The sequence below is a fragment of the Leptospira wolffii serovar Khorat str. Khorat-H2 genome, assembly GCF_000306115.2.
In the GTDB taxonomy this organism is placed as follows: domain Bacteria; phylum Spirochaetota; class Leptospiria; order Leptospirales; family Leptospiraceae; genus Leptospira_B; species Leptospira_B wolffii.
In genome coordinates this window covers 46508-73472 of record NZ_AKWX02000014.1, presented here as the reverse complement: position 1 = coordinate 73472, position 26965 = coordinate 46508, and the positions used below count along the sequence as shown (strand labels likewise).

Here is a 26965-nt window from a genome sequence, read left to right as displayed (position 1 = left end):
GGAATTTTTATTGGAAGAATAAAAGGTTCTTTGTTACTAAAAGTTTAGGGGGCGAGTATATAGGCTTCGAGCCAGTGGAGGATGGTATTTGGACAATTTATTTTAGCTTTGTTAAAATAGGAATATTTGATGAAAAAAGACAGAAGGTCTCTAGGATATTAAAAGTGTAACCCATGTCTCCGGTCTAAACTGTTACCTATGTTCCCGGACGTACACGGGTGGTGGAGGCGGGTCCTCAGTGGGAGAAGCACGGATCCTATATCATATTTTCCGCAACTTTACAACTTGTCTTTTACCGGAGAAAGTGTTGGAGCTCCAACAGTAGATTATATCAAACGGAATAGAATTTCCATTCGCGCAATTGAGTTCACAGAAAGCGGATTCCATATTCACAAAGAAGCCTACCCATTTTTGTCTCGCCTAAACGAAGGACATGTGATATGGAAGCACTCATTGGTAGCCGGGGTACCACCGCACCGGCCCCCACCCACTCGGGTGGGGCACGCTTTTAAAGAATAGCTTTCGATCGCTCAGTGGGTTACATTTATATTGCCCGTATCGTTTGCAATCGCAGATTGCACCGATTCGCAGCGCGATCGTCTTCTCGCTTACTAAGGGCGCTCCGAAGGGGTGGGGAGAGTTTTAAAGAAAGGTTTTCGATCAGCTATTAGTTGCCATTTCAAACAGCCGTATCGTTTGCAATCGCAGATTGCACCGATTCGCAGCGCGATCGTCTTCTCAAAGTATTTTCTCCGCCCGGGTAAAAGCCCGGGCTCTACTTGAATCAAATTCCTTGGAGTAGTAATTCGATCTGCTTGGAGATCACGGCCCGGATATCGTCTTTCGCATCCTCATCCGGAAGGACCCTATGGTTCCAAATTTTCAAACCGAAGCGAATAAAGAAATTATCCAGAAACTCCGTCTCGATTCGAGTCTTCATGATAGTCTTAGCCGCTTCTCTATCCCATCTTAGAACGATACTCGTTCCTTTTCCGTCGTTTGCCTTTACAAGAGTTTCGGTAAACTCGTGGATGATGGACTGCAAGTTTCCGGGAATGAACAAATTGATCGCCCAAGAAGGAGCGAAATACGCGAAGGCTCCGCTTACTTCGAACTCTTGGATCTTAGTCACCTTCAAGTTCAATACTCCCGAATTTGCGGTATTCGTAAATCTTCCCAATAATTGGATATCGGAATTCTCCAAAACCAGTCCGTATAGATTGGCCTCTACGCTTGCCTTGGCTACGAAGGGAAATTCGGTAAGGGAATTGAGTGAAAATGCATCCTGCGGATAAAAATTCCCTTTGCTATCATAGGGAATCACCTTACCGTTCTGAGTGAAGAATTTAAAACGGATTTCTCTCGTCTTGGATTCTATCGAGAACTCCGCCAAGGAACGCCCTTGCAAGTTAGTCAGCCTTACCTTGATGAAACCTAAATATTTGATATCATCCAGATAATCTCCTAAATAAGGATAATCTCTCATGAGAGTCTGATCAATATTCCCCTCGAATGCAAACGCAGTCACTCCCGGGAGTTTCCCCTCGCTATAAACCTTCAATAAGGAATCCAAGCCGAAATAGTAGTTCATGAATTTTGCCAGAGCCGGATAGGACGCGGTAAAATCGTTGATGGCCTTTCTTGCCTCCGGGTCTTTGATTTTCTTGAACGCCGTGGTTTCGGGAGCCGCAATCGATTTCAAATTTCCCGAATCCAGAAAATGCAAACCGGAATCCATAGCGTTCAATCCGTGTTTATGCGTGAACGGCCCCATATGAGTCGCTATATCCAAATTCCCGGAGTAGGAATTTCCACCGAACGTAGGATTCGGATTATGTTTCAATGCGAACTCCGCGGAAAAGTCCCCGAAATTAGGAATCGGAACGTCCTTCAAACGAATCGGTTCGAGACTTACCTTATAACCGTCCGGCGCGAATCTTCCCCGATAGGTAACGAAATGCTGACCGTTACTGTCCTTCTCCATATATTCCGAATTATAAAGATTTTTTAATTCGAATCTCTCCAAGGACCGATCCAAATACTTATGAAAACCCACTGCTCTTCCGTCGTACTTGTTCTTCATCACCACGGTCTTCAGGAATTGGAAGAATTGTCTGGATATGTTCCTACCATCCGGACCGATTGAATCCGGAATCTGTTTCAATGAGTAGGCGGCGGATAAGGATCCTACCGTAAGCAGAAGTATCCCCGTCGCCCATGCGAATAAGATTCTTCGCATTCTATCCTTTCTCATTTTTTTGGTAATAGCTTCCATTCCTCTTCTCCCCTATTTATAACGCTTGTTTTATATTAGTCGGTTTTAGTAACCCGAGATTAACCAGAGATCCATACCTGTCAATTGTATAACGATCGCTACAATACTTCGAGATGGACGATAGACAAGCTTAGAAGAATAGAATAGAATGTTAACTGAAATCGAAAGAAACTATTGATTATAACACACGTTCTAATTCGGGGTAAGGAAGAATTCTTAAAGAATTCCTTGGCCTCTATATTCTTATGCCTCGGAATTATTACTCTCCTCTCTCCTCTTCAATTCTCCCCGAACGATATGGAAAACGGGAAATTGTAGGATAACGTCGAAAGTCAATGTGAAGAATAGCAACACCAATCCTAGAATCTGACCCCAAAAGGAAAGCCTCATCTCTTCGGATCCTGAGATCAGGAATAGAATGAGAACCGGGACGAATAGAATCACATAAGGTGTCCAAGCCGCCTGGATATAATCCGCTCTTACCAGATAGGAAGGTAGAGCGCGAATTCCCTGCAATACGTTTGCCTTGGCGATCCAAACCGGAACCACCAAAGAGTAGACCAATCCTATCACGAAAAAGGAAACCAAAAGAAGGCGAGATAGTTCCGGAGGAAGAGGTTGGGTCCTATCCTGGGAATGCTTCTCGAACTGAGCCTGCAATTCCGGAGTGATGAAAGGAGATACGAACAGATTGATGACGAGAAGCATCACGAAGCAAGCCAGGCACATCCATAAGAAAAATATAAAATATCTTTTTAGGTCCACAGGATCGGACGGATCCATTTTGGATCGGATCAGATAACCGTTCGCAAAATAAGTGCCCAGGAGCGCGATCCATAAAGGAATCGACATCTGACCGGAGGAAATCGTGAGAGCGATAAGGATAAGAATGATCGATCTCAAAATCACGACCAATTGGATTCTGCCGCGGTTCAGAATATACTGGAGATACTGTTGGAACATAGATGAAGCTCTTCAGATAGGATTTCCAGGAACCGAGATTGGAGCAAGCAAAGTTCCGGGAAAAACTTCCCGGGTTCGGAATCCGGAAAGAGATTAGGATTCTATTTCTTCTTCTCTGCTTTCTATCTCTATTCCTCCGAATTTTCGGACAAACACGAAGATCAATCCGAAATGGATCAATTCTACGAATACCAAAGGCAACATTTCCGTATAGATCGTAATCTTAGCGTAAGAATATTGGGCGTCCATGTCCTCCGGATTCGGAAAGCCGACTGCAAACACCGGTCCCCAGAAAACGATTCCGAACAGAAGCAAAAGGATCGACCACCCGATCCGGAAGGTATTGTCCGAAAAGATTCTCTTGGTATCCTCCCATTTGGGCAAAACTCGAAATCTTGCCGTAGCCAAAGCGGAATATACCAAAAAGGAAGGAAAAAGAAGATTTATGAGCCCTAGAATTGCGGACTTAGTGGTCACACTCGGATCCTTTGCGAATTCCACGGGAAGCTGGAAAAATTGGCTCACTCCGAAGGCTATGCAAACGATCAAAGCGACTAGTCCCACTATAAATAAGAGCATTCTTAATAAGAAAAGAATATAACCTTCTCCCGTTACTTTCCTCTCCGATTCTATATTTCTTCTAAATAGAAAAATATTCCCGAAAATCAAAACGAATTGTGCGATCGAAACCGGATAGATCCAGGAGGCCCCGGAAGCGGAATAATCCTGGTTCTTGAACTTTTCCAGTTCCTGTAATGTAAACGCGTAGGTAAAGAATACCGCTCCGGTTCGGACGATCCACGCTACAAGAAAAGCCTTGGAGCGCATTACATAATCTTTACACTCTAAGAAAAGATCCATTTTGACGCCTATTCCCCTTCGGTCTCGGCCGGAGGCTCGAAGCCTTTCACATTCTTCACGAATACGTAAGTCACATAACCGTATAAAATCACAAAAAGAGAATTTACAATTTCCATAATATAGAGTGGTATTTCCCTATTCACATAGAGTTCCCTCATTTTCACGACTTGCTCCGAAGGTTTCGCCGCGAGATCCCAAAACGATTTTAGATCCAAACCGTAATATCCGATAAAGAACACTCCCAGGATCGCGATAGAAACCAGGGCAAGTGCCTTTTTATATTCTCCTTCTCCCAATGCCGCCTTCATATTTCCCCAACCGGGCAACACTTTCAATCGAGCGAACTGAGCGGAGAAAAGCCAAACGAATACGGGGGTCGTGACTAATCCCAGTACCAGCACGATATCTACGAGAATCTTAACGATTCCCAAATACCCTTCGGGACCGGATTCGAATTTCGGAATCCAACCCGCACCCATTCCTATCGCGATTGCGATCCCTCCCAAAAGAATCAATACGATGAGTATGACTCCTAGTATAAGAAGGAAGCCCAGGTATCTAAGTAGGAAGAGTATGTAATCTCCGAAAGATACCGGCTTCTCCATCCCCGCTCTAAGAGAGAATAAGATCAGAAGGTTTAATCCGAGCTTGGAAAAGGTGATTAGAAATTGTCCGGGAGGCTGAGCGGTAGAAGGATCGCTTTTTGCGAAATCGATGAATTGGAATAAGGCATAATAGGAGAGCACTTCTCCCAATAGCCAGAGAACCCAAAACGATCTGAGGGAAAGTAGATATTTCTTATATTCTAATGCGATGTTCATAGTCCATTCTCGCGGAGGCCGCGTTTCTCGCAGTTTTTCGACCTCCCCGAAAAAGACGATTGGTTTTCGTGCTCCTTACGGAGAAATGATATACCGGATCGGGTTCCCTTTCCTGTCCTCCAGGTCCTGCAATCCTTGGTTGATTTCGTCCAATTTACGGATCCCGGTTATGGATTTGGATAAATTCAATTTTCCCTCCACATAAAGATCGATCAACTCCGGAATCGCCCTATGGTCCGAACCGTAGGAACCTGCCACGGTGATCTGCTTTTCTATGATGGAGAACGGTATCGCGAACTTCAGCGGTTCTCTACCGATCCCCACCAGAACCATTCTCCCCCCCGGATTCATGGCGCGTAATGATTCTTCTATATTCGTCATCCTTCCGGAGAAGTCCGCGAGTAGATCCACTCCCTTGGAGATTTCCTTTAGGGTCTTACCGGCATTCTTGACGCTTTTTAGATCCACTACTTCGTTTGCTCCGTAGGCGAGAGCGTTTTCCAAGGCTCCCTTATCCACATCCAAAGCGATCACTTTGCCCTTGGTCAAGGCTCTTGCGATTGCGACCCCGTGAATCCCCAATCCTCCACAACCGAATACCGCGACAGTATCCCCGTCCTGGATCTTACCGCGAAACTTAATCGCGTTATACGGCGTCGATACGGCGTCCGCCAGAATCGCTCCCTGTTCGAAGGGGATGGAATCCGGAAGAGGATACAAATAACGTTCTTCGACCACGTTGTATTCCGCAAAGCTGCCGCTGCGATCGAAACCGAAAACGCCTATTTCCTTGCATAGATTTTCCCTTCCGCTCTTACAAGCGGGACATTGCCCGCAACTGGTTCCTGCCGCGAGAACCACTCTGTCTCCCTTCTTGAATCGCGTCACATTCTCCCCTATTTCTTCCACGACTCCCGATGCCTCGTGTCCGGGGATCTGAGGGTAATGTTTGCACTTCAAGGTTCCGTGTAGAATGAGATGTATATCAGACCCGCATATCCCGCAGGCCTTGATGCCTACCTTGACCTCGTTCGGTCCTACTTTAGGGACGGAAACTTCCTGTATGCTCAGAGTTCTTTTTCCGGATTCCAATACTGCGGCTTTCATTCTCACTCCTTAAAGGACGACGAAATGAGATTACGGAAAGCGCTCCGACCGGTCAAGGGATTTGAGTCTTCGTTCTAAGAAAGCTTTAGTTTGGCTGAAGAATTAAATCCTTAGGAATTCACTTCCTCCTTCTGCTTTTAAAATACGCCGTTCGCTATAGAGTCGTTTCTACGTTTCCGTATTTCCTCCTTGTTCGAGAACACTCTCGTTTTTCCATGGTTATAGATCGCAAGAGCTGTGATAAACGATGACCAAACAAGACATATATAGACATATCAAAGCGAGTCAAAACGGACAGGATTGGCATCATAAGAATTGCTTCGGATGCGGACCGGAAAATCCCCGGGGCCTACATGCGAGCTTCCCTTTTCATGAAGCCTCCGGAGAAGTACGTTTCGATTGGACGATAGATAGGGATTTCGAAGGTGCTCCCGGATACGCTCACGGCGGAGCTTTGGCGACCCTCTTGGACGAGGCGCAAGGAGTTCTTTGTTTTCATTTAGGCCATTTCGTCATGACCGACCAACTCTATATGAGATATTATAAAGCCTGCCCTTTAGGAGAAGAGTTGGAAGTGAGATGCTGGGTAACGATGGTTAGGCGGAGACGACTTTACACCAAAGCCACCGTTCACCTCAAAAAAACCGGAGAATTACTGCTTTCTTCCAAGGCACGTTGGTACGATATGCCCGAGCGCGTTTTTGCGAGAATGTTCCAAGGCACCGCTTTCCCAGTGGATACCATCCTGAAAGTTCTGGAAGAAAACCAGAAACGAGGAAAGGAAATCCGGAAGCGTTTGAAACGCGAAAAAGTAAAATCCGCATAACGTTTTTTGCTGGAAGAAATCTAAAACCCTCCGGATCGTATTCGCTGCGAACGGAGGCAAGATGGAATTTTCCTGGCAAGTATATGCCGTCACTGCGGTACTACTATTTTTCAAACTCTTATCCAATGCGATCGTGCAGGGTCTCTTCCGAATCAAAACGAAAACCTTCCGGCATAAGGAGGACGCCACATTCTTCACAAGATCGGAACCGGCAAATCACGACGATCCGATCGTTATCACAGCTTCCAATCTTTTCCGGAACGACTTGGAAAACATTCCCATCTTTCTTTTTCTTCTATTGGGATACGTTCAATTGGACTGCTGGGAGGAAGGAACCGTACTCTACTCCGGACTATTCGTCCTTTCGCGGATATTGCACGCGATCTTTTACTATATTCCTCGTCAACCTTGGAGAAATATCTCTTACGATCTGGGAATCGGAAGTATGCTCGCGATCTCCTTCCATATATTACAATCCGTATTCTCCGGCTTCTGAAAGTCGATCTCCGGGACCGTCATTGAGAAATGATCCGTTAGTGTCCCGGAGAGTTCCTACAAAAATCCGCTTTCCTGAAAACGATTCCGTCTAAGTCTTATCGAAAGGAGAATACTTTGATCGAATTGTATACGGCCGGAACTCCGAACGGAAAGAAAGTTTCCATCATGTTGGAGGAATTAGGCCTTCCCTATAACGTGCATCCCATCAATCTAGGAAAGCTCGAACAAAAAGAAGAATGGTACCTGAAGATAAATCCGAACGGAAGGATTCCCGCAATCGTAGACACGGATAACGGCAATTTTCCCGTCTTCGAGTCGGGGGCCATTCTTATCTATCTGGCGGAAAAGACGGGAAAGTTCCTACCCAAGGATCCGAAAGAGAGATCCATCGCCATACAATGGTTGATGTTCCAAATGGGAGGAGTGGGCCCGATGCAGGGACAAGCCAACCATTTCATTAAATTCGCTCCCGAAAAGATTCCGTACGCCATGAAGAGATACTACGACGAAACGAAACGTCTTTATTCCGTCCTGGAAAGAAGACTCTCCGAATCGGAATACCTGGCAGGAAACGAATTGAGCGTCGCGGATATCGCCACCTGGCCTTGGGTAAAAGGTCGCAGTTATATCGATCTAGGTCTGGAAGATTATCCCAAATTGAAAGCCTGGGAAGAGAAACTCGGAAACCGTCCGGGTTTTATCAAAGGAAGCGAGATCCCTAAGACTTAAATCGAACTCGAGATGCCTTCCATCAGGAAGGCCGCTCTTTCCGGGTTGCCCGATCCTTGGTACGCCTTCGCCAATAATTCCGCCGTTCTTCGCAGACATAGGAGAATAAACGTTTGGTTTTTCCATTCTCCCGACCGAAAAATCGCAAACAACAATACGTTATTATTACTTGTGTTTGTCGATCGCGTAACCGATGGCAGGTCCGATCATCAGCATGGTCAGATAACGAAGTCCGATTTGGACGAAATAATCGTAGGCTCCCATTTTATTCATGGGAAGCAGGATCAGAAAATCAAGACCCCAATTTTCCAAAAGCCAGACGATACTGATCCCCAAAAAAGTTCCGAAGGCAGGGCGGGAAATTCGTTTGGAAAGAAGGGCGAGAAAAAAACAACCCGTAAGATTTCCCACGAGAAGCATCGTGGTCTTAAAAACGAAGAAATCTCCCTGTAATTTTCCTTCAGGGGTATAGAAGCCGAAGGCTACGATAAAAGGAACGAGCCAAATTAGAAAACCGAATCCTAAGACTCGCAAAAAGATCTGTTTCATGCGGATTCTTTTGCCCGTTTAACTCCGGTTTGTAAATTCGGATTTTTCTTTCTTAAATGGAAATCCGAATCGAAAAACCGACCGAGTCCGAATCTTTCACTTCCTTTCCGCAAGGGGAAGTCTTACCCGAAAACTAGTCCTTCCTGGACGGGAAACAAAATCTATACTACCGTTATGTCTTTCGACGATCTTCCTACAAATATCCAGTCCTAGACCGCTTCCCTCGCCTTGCATTTTGGTCGTGAAGAACGGCTCGAAAATCCGATCCTGGATCTCCTCCGGAATTCCTGGGCCGTCGTCGGTAACGCTTACGATTAGATCCTTGCCCTCCACGACCGACACCAATTCCAATTTGCCCTGGTAGGAGATGGCTTGGAAGGCGTTATTGATCAGATTCGCCCAAACTTGAGTCAATTGGTCCGCCTGACCGAGTACAAGAGAATCTTCCGAAAAATCCCTAACGATCTCCACTCCAAGCTTCGCCTTATTATAATATAATGTTAATACGATATCCATTTGTTCTCGGATATCCACGATTCCGATTCCACTCTGGTCCTGGTATACGTACGTTTTGAGGGCTCGAATCACTCCGGCCGCTTTGACGGCGGCCTCGCGAATCACATTACTATATCTCAATATTCCGGATAAACTCGAAGCGTTCGCCACTAGAGCGGGTAAAATTTCCTTCGGAATATTTAGAATCAACGCCAGAAGATCCTTAGGTCCGATTCCGAGTTCCGCGAGACTTTCCGACATCGTATCCAGGGAAGAATAGCCCATACTTGCCAATTCCTCTTTGATAGCCTTTCTATTCCGTCGTTCCTCGGCCGAATCGTAAAACTCCGGGAAAATACTGCCCTTAGAGAAGATCATTCGCCATACTTCCCTTTCCCTATCTCCGAATTCCGCATAATCGCAAAGAAGCTTTTCCCAATCGCTTCTGAATACGCTTTGTATTCCCTCATTAGAAGAGATGATCGCTCCTAAAGGCGTATTAACCTCGTGAGCTATACCAGCGATCAATTGGCCGAGTACTCCCATCTTTTCGGATTGCACCAATTGCGCTTGGGTGGATTTCAACTCCTCCAACGTATGAAGAAGGTCCTTATTGGTGGTCTCCAAGAAACGGTTCGCGGATTTGAGTTCTTCCGTTCTGAGTAGTACCTTGATTTCAAGCTCTTCGTTGAGCTTGCGAATCTGATCCTCCGCTCTCTTTCTTTCGGATATATCCCGAACGATCGCCTGCAAAAGAGTCCTTCCTCCCAGGGTGACGGAGGTAAGAGAAACCTCCGCGTCGAACGTACTCTTGTCTTTTCTGCAATGCAGCCATTCGAAAACCTGAGGCTCTCCCGCCATGGCCAAAGAGATCTTCTCTTTGGCTTTTTCCGAAGAAGGGGAGCCGTCGGGCTGGAACTCGGGAGAAAAATCCACGGGCGAGGCTCCTACGATATCCTGTTTCCGACATCCGAACATCTCTTCCGTCTTGGGATTGCATTCCAGGAAGTTACGATCGTCCATGATGAAGATCGCCTCGCCCGCCGATAAGAAAAGCGACCTAAACTGAGCCTCGTTTTCTTTGGAGCTGGCCTCGGCAGCTAATCTCTGAGAAAGAACGTTTTCGAGTTTTGCCTCGGTCTCCATCCTCTCTGTCATATCCTCGAAGACCAAAGCGATTCCGGCTAACTCTCCGTTTTCAAAGAGAGGATTCACCCTGAACCTGACTTGTAATAATAGATCGCTGATAGTGGTTCTATACGGACCTTGGTAATCGGAGGCTTCTCCTTTGAGTCCGCGCCCCAATAGTTCGGCTACCGTCTTGTCTTTTAGATCTAAATAGGAAAGTCCTATGATTTTCTCCCTGCTCGCACGCAAAAAATTCAGGGAGGATTCGTTGGCCTCTATGATCGTTCCGTGCTTATCGAAAATCATGAGTCCGATGGGAGATTGTTCGAACAAGGCTCGATATACGTTCTTATTTTCGATCTGGCTCATAGTATCGGGAAAGAATCCGAGTCGGGATCTCACACTATTCTTCCGATCTTGTTCCTCGGAATCAACCGAATATTTCGCGATACGGATCACGCAAATGAGGTCTAACTCGATTTCTTATAACGAGGGAGAAGAATGTAGAACGTGGTCCCGGAATCCGAAGTAGTAAAACGGATTGTTCCTTTATGCTCTTCCACGACGCTTTTGCAAATATCCAACCCCAGCCCGGTTCCTTCTCCGGGGGATTTCGTAGTGAAGAACGGATCGAATATCCTATCTCTGATATCCTCGGGAACTCCTCGACCAGTATCCCGGATGGAGATCTCCCAATTGCCATCGATCGGCTTAGCGTCCAAGAAAATCCGTCCCGAATAATTCATCGCGTGTAAGGCGTTTGTAATCAAATTCGTCCATAACAAATAAAGTCTTTCGGGATCGCCCTGCACAAGTGCGGTTTCAGGAATCCCGATATCGACCGACACCTTGCCTCTTATTTTTGAATAATATAATGTTATAATATTTTCTATTTGTTCTTTCGGAGAAACCGGTTCAAAATTCGGAGTCCAATCGCCATCTCCCGAAGCGTAACCTTTCAAAGCCTGAATCACTCTCGATGCCTTGATCGAGGCTTCAAGAATCAACTGACTCGATCGGGACAGACTGGATAACGTCGAGGCATTGTTTACGATCAACCAGCCTCTCTCTCCCTTAGGTAATCTCTCCGAAATCTCCCTTACTTGCTCCGGCGAATTCCCCATATCCGTAAGCATATCGGCCATGATCGAAGCGTTTTGGGCACCGACTTCCTTGAGTATGGATTCGGAAAGTTTTCTCTTCTTTCTTTCCTCTTTGGAATCAAAATCCGAATTCGTGACTCTTCCTCTTTTGAATAGAATCCCCCATAGCTCCATCTCTTCCCGATTCAATCCGGAATAATCGCGTATGAGTTCCTCCCATGGTCCGTTAAAAATGGAACGAATCCCCTCCGTAGAGGATCGAATCGCTCCTAGAGGCGTATTCAATTCATGAGCTATGCCTGCGATCAACCTTCCGAGTACGGCCATCTTTTCCGATCGGACCAGATTTTCTTGCGTTTTCTTTAATTCGATCATCGCAGTGCTAAGCTTATCGTTGGTATGAACCAAATACTGATTCGTAGATCTCAGCTCCTCCGTTCTTTCGGCCACGGTGTTTTCCAAAGCTTCGTTCGCGTCTCGTATGACTTTCTCCGCGACGGCCAGGTCGGAGACAAGAAGACTCTGGCGTAGACTAGCGATCACCACCATCACTCCCGCCGAAAACCAAATTACGAGTCGGATCGCTTCGGGAACTCCGGAGAGAGTCAAAGATAGTATGATGGCTGCCGAAGAGACGATCACCTCTAAGAGAGGGAGCACCCTTAAAAGCGTGCTTTCCGTTGCGGCTTCCTGTTTGGAGAATTGAGATCGGGGAGTCCAAGTCAAGGCTCCGTATCCTAAGGTCATACCTCCGATGGAAAAGAGGGCGTTGATAAAAGTTCCGTCCTTCGGAACGCTGATTAGAAAAATCGAATTCCATTGCAACCAACTGGTTCCCATTTCTACCAAGCCCAGGATCAGACAAAGATAAGGAAGGTCGAATTTCAATCGAAGGGACGGTTTCATTAAAATCCCTATCGTTGCGGCGGAGAGAATGGAAACCGGATAAACGGAAAGAGACAGTAATTGCAGCCAAGTGCGATCTTCTTTCCTGGAAAGATAAAGAACCAACGCGACTCCTATAACCGCGATGGTCAAAGCGATCGCGTCCATAGCAGCGACTTTAATTCTGGCTTTCGGAACCTTTCCTTTTAAGTAGAGTAGGAAGCCTATGATAAAGCAAGGCCCGAGCCAAGGATAGAATAGATCGCTAGGAGCAGGAAAGCTATAGAAATCCGCCAAGACCTGACCCACCCAAACGAATTGTCCGGTCATATAGGTCGCGAATCCCAGAAAGAACCAGAACTTCAAAGTTCTTACCTCTCCTTCCGAATTTCTGTATCCGAACCAGGCCGCGATACAACTTACTACGACGGAGAGAGTCCAGTGGACATTATCGTAAAGTCTAAGAAGCCGGATATCCTCCGTGAAATAGATGAACCCGAAAAGAAAAAGAATACTAGCGGATCCAATATAGAAGATTAGAAACCCTAAATTCTTATCCTTAGAGGATAGACTCGATGATGCGTCGATTGCGGAAACCATTCTCTAAAACGTGGGCGTTGATAGTAACCTTCCCGGCAAACCAGTCCACACCTTTTCTGTTAAGAGAAGCTTCGTTTTTCTCAATTCGGAATCCGCGCTACCCGGTCGGACAACTTTCGTCAATTTCTTTCGAAATCAATAAAGAGTCCGACTTTTTTTCTCAGGAATATGAGGAAGAGCATTCAGAGTTACCGGCAAAAACCCTCCCCTCATCCAACGAAATGTGCTGACCGAAGTATTCCAAATGAGAGGCATCCATGTGAATACGTTCGTATCTTGTTTTAGAATCTTGCGAAGCAGTAAAGAGATAGGCGTGCCGGAGGTAAAAATGAAGGTTCTCTCCGAAGAAGAAGGTAGAAAATACCGGTCATGAGCCCGTTCGATTCTGTACTCGAAATCCGAGTATGTCTCGATCCCTTCCGGGACGTATTCTCCCTTCTTCCAAAACTCCAAAATCTCTTCGGTCAATTTGAAGAATATGGCGGCAGAGCGAATCCCGCCTTTAAGTCTGATCTTTGAGAATGTGGCCAAGGTATCCGCGAATTCTGGACGGACGGTAGCCAGGTATTTCGCATAGCTCTTCCAAAGTTCGGCAGAGAATTCGTTCCAATCGGAATCTTCGATGGAGAGTTTCGAAAGAGAATAGGACCTTCCGGAATCCGCGGACTTTACTCCTTCCAAAAAGGATTCCGCGGTCTCGCGATGCCTTCTCAAAGAACCCGTAAGAATCCGATCCGGAAAGTCCTGATTCTCCGCCATATACCTTCCCAAAAGGAAGGCTTGCTCCTTTCCCTTGGGAGTGAGCATATCGTAATTTTCTCCCTGAGAATTTGCCTGACCGTGTCGAATCAGGTGAATGACGGACATAGATATATTACGATTCCGTGGTGAATCTGGGATTTACGATCTCGACCTTTTCTCGCACGGTTTCCTTGACATGCTTCCAAAATTCCGCGTCTTTCACCGATTTCTTTTCGGAGCGAATCTTGTCCCTTAGCTCCGTATTCCAGGATTGGACTAGATTCTTTTTCTCGTTCCATGTCCCGGGGATTTGACCTTTCTTACCCAAAAGAGAGGACAATCGGGCAAGTTCCTTGTCCAAGGATTCCTCTCCGGATCGGATCTCCCTGGAAATCACTCCCAGCATATTCCAGCTTACTAAGGTCTTGTAGGATAGAAGGTCCTTGTCCTTAAATTCGGGGAGAACATCTTTCATTAGAAATTCCTGAATTGCTTCCAATAGCTCCGTCGCGCTCGGTTTATCCTGCATAGCCCTTCATCCTAAAGACTCTTCGATGAGTCTCATAGCTTCGTATTCCATCTCGCAGGCCCTTCTTCCTATGGATGCGAGTTCTATCCCTTTATCCTTTCCGGAAAGATGCCTTTCCGCCTGGCCGATACAACCGATGGCCCAACGCAGATTTCCCATCACTTCCCAATAAAGAATCTTTCTTGGATCCAGTTTCACTCCCGAAGCTTTTTCATAAGCCTCGTAAAATTCGGAACGATCGGCGAAGCCTCCGGCTTCTTTATTCAATTTTCCGAATCTCCAATCGCGCATACAAAGCCAAGTCAGATCCTCGTGACGATCTCCCCAATGGGCGAACTCCCAATCCACGATTCCTTGCAACCCTTCCGAGTTAACCATGAAATTGCCGGTTCGAAAATCCCCATGAATCAAAACGGTCGCATCACTTTCGAGAGCGTTCGTCTCCAGCCAATTCAGAATCATCTCCATGGCAGGATAGGCTCCGTCCATGGATTCCAATTGCTTGCGAAGAGCGGCAACGGATCCTAAGGCCACGGTTTGGGTGCGAGCATCCTGGCCTAGGTCCAATACCTTTTTCAAGGACTCGTCCTTGCATTTTTCAGGAGTAACGGAATGGATCTTGGCCAAATTCTCCGCCAGCTCCTGAGTGAGTTGCTTTCTAACCTTGTTCAGACTAGGATCCTTGACCACGAATCTACCCGTGGCCTTTCCTTGGATCCTTTTCATGAAATAAAAAGGATTGCCGGTAACCCGATCGCTGGACTCCAACCAAAAAGGTTCCGGAGTCTTGACCCCCGCCTCGAAGGCCATTCTACAGACCTTGAACTCATCGATTCTAGACAAAGAGGCGAGTAACGCCGCCCCTTTGTCCGTACGATATACCGTCTGGTAGAGTCCTTTTTCGGGTCCGTCGGAAACCTTTATATCCGCCGAGAAATTCTCCTGACAAGCACCTCCCGTAAGAGAGATCATATTACTGATCTCCACTGGACTTTTCAGCCTTTCTCCTAGATAAGATTCGAGTCTCTCTTTCAGTTCGGCATCCTTCACCTAGAAGCTCCCTTTTCCCGACATTAGATTTCTTCCGATCACCATCTTATGCGTCTCCGTAGGACCGTCCGCGATCCTTGCGGCTCTAGCGTCTCTATAAAATAATTCCAATTTAAGATAACGACTAAAACCGTGGGAGCCGCAGATTTGGATGGCTCGATCGATGCATTTATTCAATGTTTCGCTCACCTGCCATTTGGCCATAGAGACGGCTTGCCTTGCGTCGCCGCCTTTCCTCAGTATATCCGCCGCCTTTAGGGTAAGAAGAAATCCGGACTCTATTTCCAGAGCGGATTCCGCGAACATCCATTGGATTCCCTGTTGTTCGGAAAGTTTTCCTCCGAACAATTCCCTTTTGATCGCGTATTCTCTTGCGATTTCCAAGGATCTTCTGGCGAGTCCGATCCATCGCATACAATGCGTTAAACGAGCGGGTCCTAATCTTTCTTGGGAAAGACGGAAACCTTCCGCGATTTTTCCCAGGACCTGAGATTCGTGGACTCTCACATTCTCGAATTTCAACTCGCAGTGCCCCCCCGGTCCATGGGATCCTAGAACTCCTATCTCCTGAACCATGGTGTATCCAGGAGCGTCCGTAGGAACCAAGAACATCGAGGTCCTACGAAAGCTATCGTTCACTTTCGCCATTACGATCAGGAAGGAGGCTCCGTTCGCACCTGTGCAGTACCATTTATGACCGTTGATCACATAATGGTCCCCGTCCTTGACAGCATTGGTGGATAGGGTCGTCGGATCCGAACCCGCTCCGGGAGGAGGCTCGGTCATCGCAAAACCGGACCGTATCTTTCCTTCCACAAGCGGGTAATAATATTTCTTTTTCTGTTCTTCGTTTGCAGCTAGGTGGAGAAGGTGCATATTCCCTTCGTCGGGAGCATCGCAATTGCAAAGATAGGGAGCGATAGGAGAACGACCTAGTTCGCTAAAGACGAGCGCGGTTCCGACCATATCGAGCCCCAACCCTCCTTCCGATTTAGGAAGGTGAGCCGTCCATAATCCTCTTTTTTTGGCTTCCTGTCTGAGTTCCTGGCAGAGAGCCTCCGGCATTCTACCGTCTTCGTAATCGTAACGATCCTCGGCAGGGATTGCGACTTCGTCCACGAAGGCTCTCGCCTTCTGCTTGACTTCTTCCACTTCTTTTGGAACGGATAAATCCATAATATATCAAATTTCCTTAATTTATTTTTCCAGAAATTCCTGGGGAAGCTTGAACTTCCCTATTCTATCGTTATGAAGACTTCCTAAGTATAGAAACTCGCCCTTTCTCTTGACCGAAGTGATCTCTTTCAGATGTTTTCCGGCGGGTTCCTGAAAACTCGCCTCTACGACTCCATCTTCGTTTAAAATCACCGCGAATCCGTAGGGTTTGGGCTTAGGCCACAGGAATTTCGGGAGCTTGGCCACGATCTTTTTGGCCCAAGGACGGGTGTGTAGGATCTTATCCACCATGAAATTCCGAACGGTAAACAAGGCTAAGTAGAAGTGACCGTTTCCGTCGGAGGAGATATTGTCGGGAAATCCGGGAAGATTCTCCACCCATATCTCGCTCGTTCCGGCCTTGGGTCCTTTCAACCAATACCTATGAATCCTATACTTATAGGTTTCATTCAGCACAATAAAATCTTCGTTCTTGGAAAGCGCAACTCCATTAGGAAAAAATAAATCTTTCATAAGCGTGGTCGTCTTTTTAGTTCGAGGATCAAACTTTAATAACCTTCCGTGAGGAACAGATTCCATTAGATCATACAAATATTCCGCCGATCCGTACTTATAGCTAGCATCGGAGAAATAGATCGTTCCGTCCTTTGTGACATCCAGATCGTCCGTAAATTTAAACGGAAGTCCCTCCGATTCCGTCGATAAAATTTCGACTTTACCGTCCTTACCAATTCTCAAAAGACCTTTCAACGCATCGGCGACGATCAACACCTCGTCGGATAACAATTTCATTCCGAGAGGACGACCTCCAGTGAATGCATGCGCTTTGATCTCGCCGCTTTTCTCGATCAGATATACTTTGCCGTCTTCGCTAGCGGAGTACACGTTACCTTGCTCGTCGGGTTCTATATCTTCCGGCCCGTGTATCTTTCCTAAAGCGAGAAGCTCTGCGGATTCGAGACTTCGATTCTGTTGGAATGCGCCTACAAGTCCCGGATCCTCGGGCGGTTCATACGCGATCGGTTCGATGGGAGAAGGTTTGCCTATAAAACCTATTACAAGAATGAGAAGAAATGCCGTTAATAGCAGGAGGATTCTTTTCGTGTTCACGATCCCCTCCTAAAGGGAAAACGATTGAAGACGCTATTCGGAAAGGTGGATGAGTCAACGGAAAATTCCCATCCCTACCTCATGTAGGAAGAATTATTGATTGCGGCCCCCAACCAATCGCCGATATCGTACATGTGGGCTCCGATAGAGCCCTTTTTCAAATGAAGATTTCGGAAGATATGGTTCAGAAACACGGGATTCGCTTTAAGGAATCTTCCGTGATTTTCGACGAAAACGAACCCGCCGATCAAATGTATCTCATCCTATCCGGCAAGGTGGGAATCCATAAAAAGGTTAAGGAAGCCTTCAAACTTCTCATCGAATTAAAAGAAGGCGATATGTTCGGGGAGATGGCTTTAGTGGACCGAAAGCCTCGAAGCGCGAGAGCGATTGCCAAGACCGACGTACTACTATTTGCGATAACCGAAAGCGTATTCTATAATCTGGTCCAAACCAATCCCTCCTTCTCCTTAAAGATGGTCAAAATGCTTTCCTCTAGACTCAGGGAAACGAACCAAACGATCGCAAGCCTACTCAGAGGAGATCGTAAGAATATAGTGACGTCGGCGTTGATCACATTCACGCAGACCAGGGGAGAACAGGAAGGCGGACTCTATAAGGTGCATCTCGCTGCATTCATCAAATGGGCGATTTTAAGAGTGGGATTGGAACACCAGGATTTGGTTTCCGCCATCAATCTCCTGGTCCGCGACAAACTAGTAGAGCAACCTAAAAACGATCCCAGCCATATTCTCATTCGCGAATCCTTCTTCAAATACACATTGGATCAGTAAGACTTGTCACTGAACCGAACAGCGCCTTCGCCTCAGGCAAGGTTGGATTATTTAGACAATCTCCGCTCTTTCGCCCTTCTTCTGGGATTGGCCTTTCACGTGGCAATCGTATACGCAGCGGTAATCATATACCCTCTTAGAAACGAAGAGAGATCCGTCGCATTCGACGTGTTCGGAGAATGGGTGCATCTATTCCGAATGCCTCTATTCTTCGTTCTATCCGGATACTTCACCGAGAGAACTTTTCTTTCCAAAAGCTTGAAGGAATTCCTAAGACTCAGGGGGTTACGAATCATTCTACCCTTAATCCCGGGAATCATCCTTTTCGCTCCGATGCAATATTATGTAAATGCGTTACAGGAAGGATACCAAGGAAATTATTTCCGATTCCTATGGGAAGAGTTCCTACTCAAGAACCCGGCCCCTTCTCACCTTTGGTTCATAGAATACTTGGCGCTGTATACTTTTCTGTATTTGGGGATACGTCCCCTGACCTCCCGTATCCGCACATGGATACTCCCGATTTCCAGATACGGAGAGGAGAATTCGGAAGCGGATCCCACACGAAAATGGGAGGCTCTTTTGATCGCCGGACTTTGGAGCGCCCTATTCACTTGCGGAATCAATTACTTTTTCCTAAAGGACGAAAAATACCTGAATATAGAGCCGGTACAATTCGTTTATGACCTAAGTTTTTTCCTTTTCGGAACCTTTCTATTCGGAAGAGAAAAACTCTTTCTGAAAGGAAACGTTTCAAATACGGAGATATCGGTTTTAGGAATTCTTTCCCTTCTATTTTTCGGAGTCTTTTACTGGATCAGCACCGTAGATCCTTATTGGTCCTATTTCGGTTATGCGGGAATCGGCATCCGAATCCTCCACATTTTCCTAAAATGTTTGGGCGGTTGGATTTGGATCGTATTCTTCATCCGAATTTTCCAGAGATTCGCTTCGGGAACCAATTCCCTAAGCGCTTATTTGCGGGAAGCGAGTCTACCCGTATATCTGATCCACCACCCGATCTCTTTAGGAATCGGATTCTTAGTCGTGGAAACGGGATTTTCCATTTGGCTTAAATTTACCCTGCATATCGTCCTAGTATATGCGGTTACGTTCGCATTGTATCATTTCGTGATCCGCGGATCCAATTTCTGGCTGACCGTACTCGGAAATCGAGGGCTTAGCTTCGGAAAGAAGAACCGGACCGTAGCTTAAAGAAAAATTTCACCCGTATTCATAAATATCGAAATTCCAATAGACGTTTCGATTTTCCTACCGAAACGTATTCGAAAGTCTTCTTCCACAAATTAGGATTTCCAAATGCGGACCTTTTACTTTTTGATTCTTCTCTTTTCCATTTTACTTTTCTGTAAAAAAGAAAATCCCCCCACATCCGAATCGAACCGGAACGCTGTACCTCCGGAAGACAATTCCCAGATCATGTGCGTAGGCACGAAAAAAGGACTGAAGGTCAGAGAAGATTCGAGTAAACAAGCGAAGGAACTCGAACTTCTACCCTACCAAACGGTGGTAAAGGTGAAAGGATTCGGTAAAGAGGAGAGGATAGACGGTAGGGTCCATCCTTGGGCGGTCATAGAATACCAAGGAAAAAGCGCCTGGGTATATTCCGGTTATCTAAAGGTGGATTGCAACGAATACCCGACTCCCGTTTCGGAGCCGGATCGAATCCGAGAATCCGATATCATCGGAGAATGGAAGAAATCCAAGAACTCCGAATATTATATCCGAATCAATACGGATCATACTTTTGAGTTCAGTTTATTCGGAGGATGCGACGGAGATGGCTGCGTAGAAGATGGCGGTTCCGGTAAATGGGACCTAAAAGACGATTTGATCTATTTTTATCATCCGAAGGATATCGCTGCGGAACATATCTATTGGGTCAATAAAGGATATCTGGAATCGGACGCAGCGCATAGCCCTTTCAAGGAAAACTACCGAAACGACTCCGTATACGGGCTTGAAAAATTCTAATCTCTCTAAACCTTCTTCGGGAAACGAAATCGGATTCCGTGAGCGAGAAATCTTCCTACAAAAATCCTAGGAGAATCCGGACTTTCTTTTCTAAAAATCCCTTGCCAGACGGTCTCGGAGAAAAATCATGTCTTTTACCGGGCCTGTAGCTCAGTTGGTTAGAGCACACGCTTGATAAGCGTGGGGTCATAAGTTCAAGTCTTATCAGGCCCAGGTTTAGCGATCGGAAGAGTGGAAATAGGTAGGAACTCCTCCCGAAACTCCGGATCGCTCGAAATGTCCACTCATCCCTGATACAAGGGGCGTTAGCTCAGCTGGGAGAGCATCTGATTTGCATTCAGAAGGTCATCGGTTCGATCCCGATACGCTCCAATTCGTTTTTTCCCTTTTCTTCCCCATCTAACTTAAGTCTCTCGCCAGGAAAAAGGCTGGATCTTCGCTTATCCTCCTCATAGGATTGCGATCCATGAAGTCTTTCCGTATCCTTCTACGCTTTTCTTTCGTATCGGTTCTATCCTTTACCTCATTCAATTGCGATGCCATCCGCCATCTTCTCGTGGCTCAGGTGGACGATATGGCCAAGTACAAGGCGGAAGGAAGAGAATCGGGACTAAAAGCTTCCTTCACCCAAAAGGACGAGAAGAGAAAGAAGATAGAAATTTCTCTCACCACGATCGGAACCGGTTTCTACCAACCCACGGATCTTCTCATCATTCCCGGGCCGGATATCTTCCTAGTGGCGGAAAAGACAGGGGCTCTGAAATGGCTGGATCCCAAGGACGGTAGCTCCGGTATATTATTAAAGCTAGATGGAATCTCCACCGATTCCGAACAAGGACTTCTAGGCGCAGTTCTACATCCCGATTTTCCCGAAAAGCCGCTTATCTATCTGAATTACGTTGCCAAGAAGAATGGAGAAACAAGTCGAGTCTCCGAATGGAAAATGGATCTGCCCAAGGATCCTAAAAAGGCAAAACTCTCCGGAGAACGGATCCTATTCGAACTCAAGCAACCGTACGGAAATCATAATGCGGGACAACTGGCCTTCGGCAAGGACGGGATGCTGTATATTGGTTGGGGAGACGGAGGATGGATGGGAGATCCTAAGGCAAACGGACAGAATCCTTCCACCTATCTCGGATCCTTCTTAAGAATCGACGTAAACTCCAAAGATCCGGGAAAAGAATACGCGGTACCCAAGGACAATCCCTTCTTAGGACAACCTAAGATTCTTCCCGAGACTTTTGCGTACGGTTTTCGTAACCCTTGGAGATATTCCTTCGACCCTTACGGCAGACTCATCGTCGCGGATGTGGGCCAGGATTCCTTCGAGGAGATCAATGTGGTGGAAGCCGGAAAAAATTACGGATGGAATAAGATGGAAGCCACTCATTGCTTCGAACCCAAAACGGATTGCGATACCAAAGGGCTCACCCTGCCTGTCTACGAATACGACCGAGAAGATGGAATGTCCATCACGGGAGGATACGTTATCACAAACGATAGGATCCCCGACCTACAAGGAAAATACGTCTTCGGAGATTTTATGACGGGAAGACTCTGGGCCATCGACATTCCTAAGGACGGAAGCAAAGTCAAGGAAGCATTCGCATTGGGAAGATGGCCTATACTCGTCTCCACTTTCGGAAAGGACGCTCGGGGCTCCGTGTATTTGGCGGATTTCCAGCAAGGACAGATTTTAAGAATCGATCCCGCGAAATAGGAAGAATAGATACTATTCCAAAAATTTAATCTCTTCCGACCGATTTCCTCCAGAGACGGATCTTGGTCCGATTCTCCTCCGTAAAGCGCTTTGATTTCTCTCCTTTCGGATCTTCTATGAGAAAGACAGGCGCTCCTTCGCAGTCCAATACGGATTTCGGTTCTCCGAATTTTTCTCTCACGATTTTCTCGTCTAACCCGTCCAGAATCGCGAAGGAATACGGAGCCTCCTTCTCGAACCATTCCAGTCTATTCTGCCAATAGAACAGCGTCAGATCGTATAAATAATCTTCCGGCTCCCATTTCGATTTGGAAAAAATCCGCATCGGCCTCACATACCAAAAACTCGCAAGACCTCTTCGTAAAGAATGAGTTTCGGCTAATTTTTCCAAGCAGGCTTGCCTGTTGGGAGTATGAATCAAACGAAGATCCCTATCTCGTGTATGGAGAATTAGAAATAGATTCCCGAAAATCAGAATGCCGGATAACCAAGAAGCGAGATTTTCATTCTTAAGAGAGTAGATGGATAAGAAGGAAAGACCTAAAGAAGAGAGAAGAATACAACCGAAATAACGGTCAATCGTCTGAAATCCTCCCTTGCCCAATAGGCCGAACAAAATTCCGTAGATCAAAAACGCCAGAGGGACGAGAGTCCCTAAAACCAAAAAGAAGAATCGCAAACGGTTTCCTTCCGAATCCGAAATCCATTCTTTCCGGAATCTCAAGAATAAATACGCCAAGAATATAATAAACAGATAAATCGAATTCTCTCCGACTAGAAAGGCGAATGAGCCCGCAAATTCGGAAATATTCCAATTCGAACCGATTCTTTTCCATTCTACCTTCAAGGGAAGAGCGTTTCCCGGAAAGAAGACGAGAGGATTTCGGAAGAATATTATAGAAACGATATATGATAGAAAGAGTCCCGATAATACGGGAACATACCGAAGGAAAATCCGAGTAGAATACCCTTCTTTCCCGAATTTTCGAAAACGACTCAGATCGGAGACGAGAATAGGAAGCAGAAAATAAGGTAAGAATAGAAGGTCACTCAAAGAGAACAAAAAGACGGCAAGGAAGAGTAGAAGGAAACGAACCCGGCCCCTTTTTCTCAACCATTCCAAATAGAGAAGCCAGGTCCATACAAGACCGACGAGAATCCCTCCATGAAACCCGGGAAGGAATACGAAGACGGTTTTTCCGAAGAAAAGCAAAGCCGCTCCGAAAAAATATCCGAAAGCAAGTGCAAGAAACGCCTCCCTCCCGGAAAGAACCTCTTTAAAATCCGGACGGGCCAGGCGTACTATGCCTAGGATCAAAAGAGTCCATTGCAGAAATGCGTAAACTAAATGGGTCGATTCCCAAGCGCCGGAATCCAAGGCTAAGAAAATAGTCCTAAGACTAAAATATTGCACCAAATCGGGGAAAAAATAAAAGGCGGGAGTCCAAGCCAGGTCCTTCCATCCGTTTAAAAAGTTTGCTCCCGGCCTTAGAAAAAGTTCCTGGTAGATAATCGGAAAGAACAAGGAATCTGCATTATAGAATCGATTCGCTAATTCCGGGAAAGACGCCACTTTTCCTAAGGCAATTAGAAACGTTGCCAAGGAACAAACGAAGGATATAATCGGGAATCGGGCGACAAAGGATCGAATCGGAAACAATAAGATAACCTAGGAACGGATTCTTGCCTTTTTCCCGAGTCGGGCAAGCCCATTTTATAAAAGAATGAAGAAGTCGAACCAATCCATTCTCTCCCGCTATTTTACCTGGCTGAGAAACGACGCGCCGGAAGGAGACAAAGAGGTGTTTCCGGAACTGGACTCGCATTTCCAAAGTTCCGTACCGGGACTTTTCGTTGCGGGAGATCTGACAGGAGTTCCCTTGCTCAAATACGCGGTGGAGAGCGGAAAGAATATCGCATCCTCCTTATCTCCTAGCGTCGGAAAGAAAAAAGAGGAGGACCTGGACCTAGTCATCATAGGAGGAGGACCCGCCGGAATCTCGGCCGGAATAGAAGCCTCCCGGAAAGGACTGAAATATATCGTCCTGGAGGCAAATCGTAGCTTCCATACCGTCACGAGCTATCCCAAAGGAAAACCAATCTTCGCCGAACCCGAGGAACTCCAACCGTCATCCCCTCTTATCATTCGAAACGGAACGAAGGAAGAATTACTTTCGGATCTATCCAAAGAATTAAAAAAACATAAATTAAATCTCTTCGAAGGAGAAAGAGCGGATTCCATTCTTCGCGACAGAAGGGAGTCCTCCCGATTTTTGGTCCGCACGGAGTCCGGAAAAGAATTCAGGTCCGAATTCGTAATCGTGGCAATCGGTAAATCGGGCGATAGCCGACGATTGAATATCCCGGGAGAGGATTCGGAAAACGTTTTTCATAGACTGATAGATCCGAAGGATTTCGAAGGACGTAAAACTTTGGTGGTAGGGGGAGGCGATAGCGCAGTCGAAGCCGCCCTCGCACTCTCGGATACCGCCTCCTCCGTATTACTTTCCTACAGAAGCCGGGAACTATCCCGCCCCAAAGAGGAGAATCGGATCCGATTCCAGGAGGCGGTCCGGGAGAATAAGATACGTTTCCTTCCCGAATCCAATCCATTAAAAATCCGGAATGGAGAAGTGATACTTTCCCGAAAAGGAAAGGAAATCTCCGAAAAAGTCGATTCCACCCTGGTCTTGATCGGTTCGGAGCCTCCGATTTCCTTTTTGAGGAAAGTGGGAATACGTATTCGAAGCGTTTTTTCTTCCGGAGAAATCCTAGGATTCTTAGCCCTTTTCTTCTTTTCCTTTTCCTTATATTTCGGAAAAGCCTCGTTTTACGGAACGGAATGGTATGCCTGGGCGGCCGCATTCGGATGGGTCGGATTCGCGGCCTCACTCATCGGTTGGCTCATTTTACGCGCTCGAAATTTTCATATATCGCTCAATTGGAATCTATTACGGAATTCCTATCTGATATCCGCAGCGGTTTATTTTATCATAATATATTTCGGAGCGAAGTACTTCGGATGGTACCTATTCGGTAAATACCCCAGCTTTCACTATACCGTCCTGTATTCGTCTACGATCCTATTCTTCGGCTTGAGAAGAATGAAGGTCCGCCCTACTCCCTATATCAAACTCCAAACCTGGACCCTGATTCTCATCCAGATCTTTCCACTATTCCTATTGCCCGAGATCATACTGCCGTTTTTAGGAGACCGGGGACTCTTGGGACCGAACAACGGATTCCTGCTCACTCAGGTTTTTCCGGATGGAGCGTATTGGAAGGCATACGGCCTGATTCTTGCCTGGCCTTTGAATATGGGAGTGCTATACGACGGAAGCATCACCACCTTCTGGCTGATTTACGGATTCTTTATAAGTTTCGTTCTAATTCCTATCCTGGTCTACAAATACGGGAAAGGAGCTTATTGCGGATGGATCTGTTCCTGCGGCGGACTTGCGGAGACCTTGGGAGACGAATTCCGGACCAGAATGCCCCACGGAAAGCTTGCCTATAAGTTGGAGCATTCCGGCCAATGGATCCTACTCATAGCGGCAATTCTCACATTGGCTAAATTGATCGGAAGTTCTGGGCACCTTTTCTGGCCTTTGGAATACGGAGCCGACTCGATCAAATTATATTATGATTTGATTGTGGATATGGGGCTCGGAGGAATCATAGGAGTAGGGGCCTATTTCGTCTTTTCCGGAAGGATCTGGTGCAGAATGTTTTGTCCTCTTTCCGCTCTTATGCATATCTACGCCAGATTTAGCAAGTTTCGGATCTTTTCCGATAAGAAGAGATGCATTTCCTGTAATATATGCACTAGCGTCTGCCACCAAGGGATCGACGTAATGAATTATGCAAATAAGGGAAGGCCCATGGACAGCGTGCAATGCGTTCGTTGCTCTGCCTGCGTTGTAGGATGTCCTACAAAAGTATTATCCTTCGGAAAAATCGAAGCGGGAAAACCCGTTTTGGACAGGCTTAGGGCCACGATCTGATTTTGTAGCTCATTTAGCGATCGTATAGGATACGTCCGCGGCTTGTAATTCCGAGCCCATAGGGAGCTTTAAAAGCATCGTATAAAAAAGAAGTCCGTCCATGATGGATTCGTCCAGGATTCGTAAACGCAAAGTATGCTTTTCTTTGGCCCGAAAACTTAATCCCTTACAATTATATCTTAAACGACTTAGGCTCCCCTCCAGATGCATCCCTTTCACTTCACAATTCGATTTGGACTTCATCGTATAATCGTCGGAAAAGAAAACGGTCACCGCCACTGGCCTAGAGCCTCCTCTTGCCGTCAGAACGACTTTAGCGAACGGATACCTACCCTCGCTCAATTTCAACAGAAGAGAACCGTGGGGAGAAACGGGAACATATCTTAAGATGGGTTGGGTCTCGCAATTAGTTTCAAGATCGAATTCCGTTCTTCCTACACAGAAAAGGTCCGCACTCATTTCCCGGTATTCCGGTTTGAGGGAATTATCGAATTTGAAATCCAGTTGGACCTCAGATTCTATCGGAGGAGGCGGAAGTTCACGAATATAAGGATCTCTTGAACATCCCGAAAGGAGAAAGAATAGAAGCGGGATATAAAAGAGAATTCGCTTTAGGAAGAATTTCATAAGAATAAAACCCGTACCGGGACCCCTCGCGGACACGAAAGTCGGACAAAATCCTGAAAAACCGGAAGAAGAGAAATCTTCGGGATTATTTAATGATCCCGTTGGCTTTCAGCTCTTCCTCTGTCAGGCCGGTGACCCGCCAAACGATGGTTAATTCGATCCCTTTTTGGATCATTTTACGAGCGACTTCCAATCTGGCTTCTGCCTTTAAGGTTTCCGCGACGGACACAAATCATCTCCTAAACTAGAGTCTTTGCATTAGAGAAATGAAGACTCCTGTCTGCATTCATTCGGAAAGACGATATCCGATTGTAAATAAATATAAATCCTTTTCGCGGAATTTTAATACGGGGTCGATGATTCGAATTTTGTAACA

24 protein-coding genes and 2 tRNA genes are annotated in these 26965 nt (G+C 46.3%); 10 read left to right on the top strand and 16 right to left on the bottom strand.

Annotation, left to right across the window (positions count from 1 at the left end; translation table 11 throughout):
* Positions 1-784: 784 nt before the first annotated feature.
* From LEP1GSC061_RS12505 to LEP1GSC061_RS12485, 5 genes are all read right to left on the bottom strand, one after another.
* Positions 785-2239 carry a hypothetical protein gene (locus tag LEP1GSC061_RS12505; RefSeq protein WP_246838793.1) on the bottom strand — a complete coding sequence of 485 codons (1455 nt, stop codon included), beginning with the start codon at positions 2237-2239 and terminating at the stop codon, positions 785-787.
* Positions 2240-2518: 279 nt separating this feature from the next.
* The gene (locus LEP1GSC061_RS12500; RefSeq protein ID WP_016545818.1) at positions 2519-3238 is read right to left on the bottom strand and encodes a hypothetical protein; all 720 of its coding nucleotides are present in this window, start codon (positions 3236-3238) and stop codon (positions 2519-2521) included.
* Positions 3239-3331: 93 nt separating this feature from the next.
* The gene (locus LEP1GSC061_RS12495; RefSeq protein WP_016545783.1) at positions 3332-4099 is read right to left on the bottom strand and encodes a hypothetical protein; all 768 of its coding nucleotides are present in this window, start codon (positions 4097-4099) and stop codon (positions 3332-3334) included.
* A gap of 8 nt (positions 4100-4107) precedes the next feature.
* Positions 4108-4920, bottom strand: coding sequence for a hypothetical protein (locus LEP1GSC061_RS12490; protein WP_016545802.1), 813 nt, complete (start codon positions 4918-4920; stop codon positions 4108-4110).
* Between the two features lie 75 nt (positions 4921-4995).
* The gene (locus LEP1GSC061_RS12485) at positions 4996-6027 is read right to left on the bottom strand and encodes a zinc-binding dehydrogenase (RefSeq protein WP_016545773.1); all 1032 of its coding nucleotides are present in this window, start codon (positions 6025-6027) and stop codon (positions 4996-4998) included.
* Between the two features lie 247 nt (positions 6028-6274).
* Between LEP1GSC061_RS12485 and LEP1GSC061_RS12480 the strand changes: the two genes are divergently transcribed.
* The 3 genes from LEP1GSC061_RS12480 (at position 6275) to LEP1GSC061_RS12470 (ending at position 8080) form a co-directional block, all read left to right on the top strand.
* Positions 6275-6853: a PaaI family thioesterase gene (locus tag LEP1GSC061_RS12480; protein ID WP_016545827.1), complete on the top strand. Its 579-nt coding sequence runs from the start codon at positions 6275-6277 to the stop codon at positions 6851-6853.
* A 61-nt stretch (positions 6854-6914) separates the two neighbouring features.
* Positions 6915-7349 carry an MAPEG family protein gene (locus LEP1GSC061_RS12475; protein WP_016545785.1) on the top strand — a complete coding sequence of 145 codons (435 nt, stop codon included), beginning with the start codon at positions 6915-6917 and terminating at the stop codon, positions 7347-7349.
* Positions 7350-7465: 116 nt separating this feature from the next.
* Complete coding sequence (locus LEP1GSC061_RS12470; RefSeq protein WP_016545817.1) at positions 7466-8080, top strand: glutathione S-transferase family protein; 615 nt, start codon at positions 7466-7468, stop codon at positions 8078-8080.
* A 165-nt stretch (positions 8081-8245) separates the two neighbouring features.
* Here the strand turns inward: LEP1GSC061_RS12470 and LEP1GSC061_RS12465 are convergent, their stop codons facing one another.
* From LEP1GSC061_RS12465 to LEP1GSC061_RS12430, 8 genes are all read right to left on the bottom strand, one after another.
* Complete coding sequence (locus LEP1GSC061_RS12465) at positions 8246-8629, bottom strand: hypothetical protein (RefSeq protein WP_016545789.1); 384 nt, start codon at positions 8627-8629, stop codon at positions 8246-8248.
* 96 nt (positions 8630-8725) lie between these two features.
* Positions 8726-10621, bottom strand: coding sequence for a PAS domain-containing sensor histidine kinase (locus LEP1GSC061_RS12460; RefSeq protein ID WP_040508703.1), 1896 nt, complete (start codon positions 10619-10621; stop codon positions 8726-8728).
* Between the two features lie 101 nt (positions 10622-10722).
* Entirely contained in the window at positions 10723-12840 is a 2118-nt protein-coding gene (locus tag LEP1GSC061_RS12455; RefSeq protein ID WP_016545816.1) for an ATP-binding protein, read from the bottom strand.
* 135 nt (positions 12841-12975) lie between these two features.
* The gene (locus LEP1GSC061_RS12450; RefSeq protein WP_016545803.1) at positions 12976-13707 is read right to left on the bottom strand and encodes a histidine phosphatase family protein; all 732 of its coding nucleotides are present in this window, start codon (positions 13705-13707) and stop codon (positions 12976-12978) included.
* 7 nt (positions 13708-13714) lie between these two features.
* Positions 13715-14110: a DUF6285 domain-containing protein gene (locus tag LEP1GSC061_RS12445; RefSeq protein WP_016545824.1), complete on the bottom strand. Its 396-nt coding sequence runs from the start codon at positions 14108-14110 to the stop codon at positions 13715-13717.
* A gap of 6 nt (positions 14111-14116) precedes the next feature.
* Positions 14117-15160 (bottom strand): phosphotransferase family protein, encoded by a 1044-nt coding sequence (locus LEP1GSC061_RS12440; RefSeq protein ID WP_016545820.1) that lies wholly within the window; start codon positions 15158-15160, stop codon positions 14117-14119.
* Positions 15161-16336 (bottom strand): acyl-CoA dehydrogenase family protein, encoded by a 1176-nt coding sequence (locus LEP1GSC061_RS12435; RefSeq protein WP_016545782.1) that lies wholly within the window; start codon positions 16334-16336, stop codon positions 15161-15163.
* Positions 16337-16357: 21 nt separating this feature from the next.
* Positions 16358-17446 (bottom strand): SMP-30/gluconolactonase/LRE family protein, encoded by a 1089-nt coding sequence (locus LEP1GSC061_RS12430; RefSeq protein WP_016545814.1) that lies wholly within the window; start codon positions 17444-17446, stop codon positions 16358-16360.
* A gap of 161 nt (positions 17447-17607) precedes the next feature.
* On the opposite strand from LEP1GSC061_RS12430, the gene LEP1GSC061_RS12425 reads away from it, so the two are divergent.
* From LEP1GSC061_RS12425 to LEP1GSC061_RS12400, 6 genes are all read left to right on the top strand, one after another.
* Entirely contained in the window at positions 17608-18240 is a 633-nt protein-coding gene (locus LEP1GSC061_RS12425; protein ID WP_040508691.1) for a Crp/Fnr family transcriptional regulator, read from the top strand.
* Between the two features lie 3 nt (positions 18241-18243).
* A complete protein-coding gene (locus tag LEP1GSC061_RS12420) occupies positions 18244-19455 on the top strand; it encodes an acyltransferase family protein (protein WP_040508690.1) in 1212 nt (403 codons plus the stop codon).
* A gap of 105 nt (positions 19456-19560) precedes the next feature.
* Positions 19561-20235 (top strand): SH3 domain-containing protein, encoded by a 675-nt coding sequence (locus LEP1GSC061_RS12415; RefSeq protein WP_156844558.1) that lies wholly within the window; start codon positions 19561-19563, stop codon positions 20233-20235.
* A gap of 139 nt (positions 20236-20374) precedes the next feature.
* Positions 20375-20448: transfer RNA gene (locus LEP1GSC061_RS12410), tRNA-Ile, on the top strand.
* 86 nt (positions 20449-20534) lie between these two features.
* Positions 20535-20607: transfer RNA gene (locus LEP1GSC061_RS12405), tRNA-Ala, on the top strand.
* A 94-nt stretch (positions 20608-20701) separates the two neighbouring features.
* Positions 20702-21958, top strand: coding sequence for a PQQ-dependent sugar dehydrogenase (locus tag LEP1GSC061_RS12400; RefSeq protein ID WP_016545775.1), 1257 nt, complete (start codon positions 20702-20704; stop codon positions 21956-21958).
* Positions 21959-21983: 25 nt separating this feature from the next.
* On the opposite strand, the gene LEP1GSC061_RS12395 is transcribed toward LEP1GSC061_RS12400, so the two are convergent.
* Positions 21984-23531 carry a hypothetical protein gene (locus LEP1GSC061_RS12395; RefSeq protein WP_156844557.1) on the bottom strand — a complete coding sequence of 516 codons (1548 nt, stop codon included), beginning with the start codon at positions 23529-23531 and terminating at the stop codon, positions 21984-21986.
* A 151-nt stretch (positions 23532-23682) separates the two neighbouring features.
* Between LEP1GSC061_RS12395 and LEP1GSC061_RS12390 the strand changes: the two genes are divergently transcribed.
* Positions 23683-25962, top strand: coding sequence for an NAD(P)-binding domain-containing protein (locus LEP1GSC061_RS12390; protein WP_016545799.1), 2280 nt, complete (start codon positions 23683-23685; stop codon positions 25960-25962).
* Positions 25963-25971: 9 nt separating this feature from the next.
* Here the strand turns inward: LEP1GSC061_RS12390 and LEP1GSC061_RS12385 are convergent, their stop codons facing one another.
* Both LEP1GSC061_RS12385 and LEP1GSC061_RS21505 read right to left on the bottom strand, forming a co-directional pair.
* Positions 25972-26421 (bottom strand): hypothetical protein, encoded by a 450-nt coding sequence (locus LEP1GSC061_RS12385; protein ID WP_156844556.1) that lies wholly within the window; start codon positions 26419-26421, stop codon positions 25972-25974.
* A 253-nt stretch (positions 26422-26674) separates the two neighbouring features.
* Positions 26675-26818: a hypothetical protein gene (locus LEP1GSC061_RS21505; protein WP_016545794.1), complete on the bottom strand. Its 144-nt coding sequence runs from the start codon at positions 26816-26818 to the stop codon at positions 26675-26677.
* Positions 26819-26965: the final 147 nt, after the last annotated feature.

Coding starts and splice junctions, on each gene's coding strand:
- LEP1GSC061_RS12505 (WP_246838793.1), bottom strand. CDS start 2,239: ATGCGAAGAATCTTATTCGCATGGGCGACGGGGATACTTCTGCTTACG.
- LEP1GSC061_RS12500 (WP_016545818.1), bottom strand. CDS start 3,238: ATGTTCCAACAGTATCTCCAGTATATTCTGAACCGCGGCAGAATCCAA.
- LEP1GSC061_RS12495 (WP_016545783.1), bottom strand. CDS start 4,099: ATGGATCTTTTCTTAGAGTGTAAAGATTATGTAATGCGCTCCAAGGCT.
- LEP1GSC061_RS12490 (WP_016545802.1), bottom strand. CDS start 4,920: ATGAACATCGCATTAGAATATAAGAAATATCTACTTTCCCTCAGATCG.
- LEP1GSC061_RS12485 (WP_016545773.1), bottom strand. CDS start 6,027: ATGAAAGCCGCAGTATTGGAATCCGGAAAAAGAACTCTGAGCATACAG.
- LEP1GSC061_RS12480 (WP_016545827.1), top strand. CDS start 6,275: ATGACCAAACAAGACATATATAGACATATCAAAGCGAGTCAAAACGGA.
- LEP1GSC061_RS12475 (WP_016545785.1), top strand. CDS start 6,915: ATGGAATTTTCCTGGCAAGTATATGCCGTCACTGCGGTACTACTATTT.
- LEP1GSC061_RS12465 (WP_016545789.1), bottom strand. CDS start 8,629: ATGAAACAGATCTTTTTGCGAGTCTTAGGATTCGGTTTTCTAATTTGG.
- LEP1GSC061_RS12460 (WP_040508703.1), bottom strand. CDS start 10,621: ATGAGCCAGATCGAAAATAAGAACGTATATCGAGCCTTGTTCGAACAA.
- LEP1GSC061_RS12455 (WP_016545816.1), bottom strand. CDS start 12,840: ATGGTTTCCGCAATCGACGCATCATCGAGTCTATCCTCTAAGGATAAG.
- LEP1GSC061_RS12450 (WP_016545803.1), bottom strand. CDS start 13,707: ATGTCCGTCATTCACCTGATTCGACACGGTCAGGCAAATTCTCAGGGA.
- LEP1GSC061_RS12445 (WP_016545824.1), bottom strand. CDS start 14,110: ATGCAGGATAAACCGAGCGCGACGGAGCTATTGGAAGCAATTCAGGAA.
- LEP1GSC061_RS12435 (WP_016545782.1), bottom strand. CDS start 16,336: ATGGATTTATCCGTTCCAAAAGAAGTGGAAGAAGTCAAGCAGAAGGCG.
- LEP1GSC061_RS12425 (WP_040508691.1), top strand. CDS start 17,608: ATGAAGATTTCGGAAGATATGGTTCAGAAACACGGGATTCGCTTTAAG.
- LEP1GSC061_RS12415 (WP_156844558.1), top strand. CDS start 19,561: ATGCGGACCTTTTACTTTTTGATTCTTCTCTTTTCCATTTTACTTTTC.
- LEP1GSC061_RS12400 (WP_016545775.1), top strand. CDS start 20,702: ATGAAGTCTTTCCGTATCCTTCTACGCTTTTCTTTCGTATCGGTTCTA.
- LEP1GSC061_RS12390 (WP_016545799.1), top strand. CDS start 23,683: ATGAAGAAGTCGAACCAATCCATTCTCTCCCGCTATTTTACCTGGCTG.
- LEP1GSC061_RS12385 (WP_156844556.1), bottom strand. CDS start 26,421: ATGAGTGCGGACCTTTTCTGTGTAGGAAGAACGGAATTCGATCTTGAA.